Origin of the sequence: Kribbella albertanoniae (assembly GCF_004348455.1) — a bacterium.
In the GTDB taxonomy this organism is placed as follows: domain Bacteria; phylum Actinomycetota; class Actinomycetes; order Propionibacteriales; family Kribbellaceae; genus Kribbella; species Kribbella albertanoniae.
The window spans coordinates 1-1,585 of the sequence record NZ_SMKA01000513.1 but is presented as its reverse complement, the minus strand read 5'-3'; the positions used below and the strand labels follow the sequence as shown (position 1 = coordinate 1,585).

General features: G+C 67.7%; 1 protein-coding gene. It reads left to right on the top strand.

The genetic code is table 11. The annotated features are described in order from the left end of the window. A partial coding sequence (locus E1261_RS46760; protein WP_238176859.1) for a hypothetical protein occupies nucleotides 1–804 on the top strand: 804 nt, incomplete at its 5' end. Nucleotides 805–1,585 lie beyond the last annotated feature (781 nt).

Below are 1,585 nucleotides of genomic sequence, written 5' to 3'. Positions count from 1 at the left end.
GCCCCGGACAAGCCCACGGCCACGGACAAGCCGGCCGCCGAAAGCGCGACCCCACCGGTATCCCCGTCCACGGACGCGACCACCCCGGAAGCCACCACTCCGAAGGCGGACTCGGCTGCCGCGGCGGCGTCTGGCGGGGCTTGTGGCGCGAGCGGCTCCGCGGCCGACAAGGCTGCGGACGAGGCGGCTGGTGCGGAGAAGCCTACGTCGACGACACCAGCGGCTGCGCCCACTGCCGACGTACCCGAGGGTGGGGAGGGCGACGGCGAGAAGAAGGTTCGGTTTTATCGGCGGGGGCCGTTTGTGACGGTGGCTGGGGCGTTGGTTGTGCTCCTGGCGCTCGCGGTGCTGGGGTACGTGTGGGGACTGGGTCCGTTGAACCGGCTGAACACGGCCCGCGGGATCACTCCGCCGGCCAAGCTCGCCGGGCTGGATCGCGTCACGGACGCGGACATCCGCAACCAACTGCAGCTGGACCAGACGCGGCAGGCGCTGAGCCGGATCAACGACGGCAAGCAGGCAACCGTCGAGGCGTACGGGAACCTGGACGGCAACCGCCTGTTCGTGGTGATCGCGCTCCGCGGGAAGGTCGACATCGCGAAGACCGTCGCGGATTCCGGCGCATCACCCGACAAGGTGAAGAAGATCGGCCAGGCCACCTGCGTCGAGACCACCGGCAACCTCCCCACCCAGTGCTACCGCGGTTCCAACACCCTCACCGTGATCGCGCAGTCCGCCAACGAAGGCGTGACTGTCGACCAGGTGGCCCCAGTCGCCGTAGAAGCCTTCCACGCAATGAAGTAGCGGACCGCCACCACTGACCAACCGCCCGCCACCCAAGCAGTTGACGCTCAGTACCACCCTCCCGAGTCGCCAATCCGAGGATTACTGAGTGGCACACGTCCGCCGCCCAGGTTCACGGAAACTCACGGCCGCTCCGTGGCAGCACAACTCCGTGGATCTCCAACCCTTCTCGCAACCGCGTCGCCGCACCCGGATCCTCGCCGGCCCGTCCAGCCCTCGCGACTGAACCCACCGTGCCCGCGCCGGCTTGCCCGTCGAGTTGGGGGGTTGCCCACTGAAATTTTCGATGGGCAACCCCCCACATGGAGGGTTAACCACGGAGATGGAGGGTTCGCCGCAGAGAGACGGCCCCGGGGCTGAGGTGCGTGATGGTCGAGCTTTGCGTTATCCGGTGGATTGGAGGTGCTCGGTGACGAAAATCCATCGGCTAACGCACGGCACAGCCCGGGAACGCAAGATCGCGGGGCCGCAGCCACCTTGAGCACGCATCAACCATCTGACGCCCACTCCGAACGGTCGAACGGTGCTCAAGGCCGCGCGGCGGGCTCACCTTGGGCACCTATCGACCAGCTGCTGGCCGCGGGCATGGTTGAGCGGTGCTCAAGGTTGTGCTGGCTTAGGCGGACTGGGGTGCTATTGCGGTGGGTGGAAGGGGCCGAGGGTTTGTTCGAGGAGTTCGGCTAGGTGGAGAGGGGTTCGGTCTTCGAAGAGGGGGCCGATGAGTTGTACGCCGACCGGGAGGCCTTCGGGGGCTGTGGGCATGGCGGTGGCGGGGAGGCCG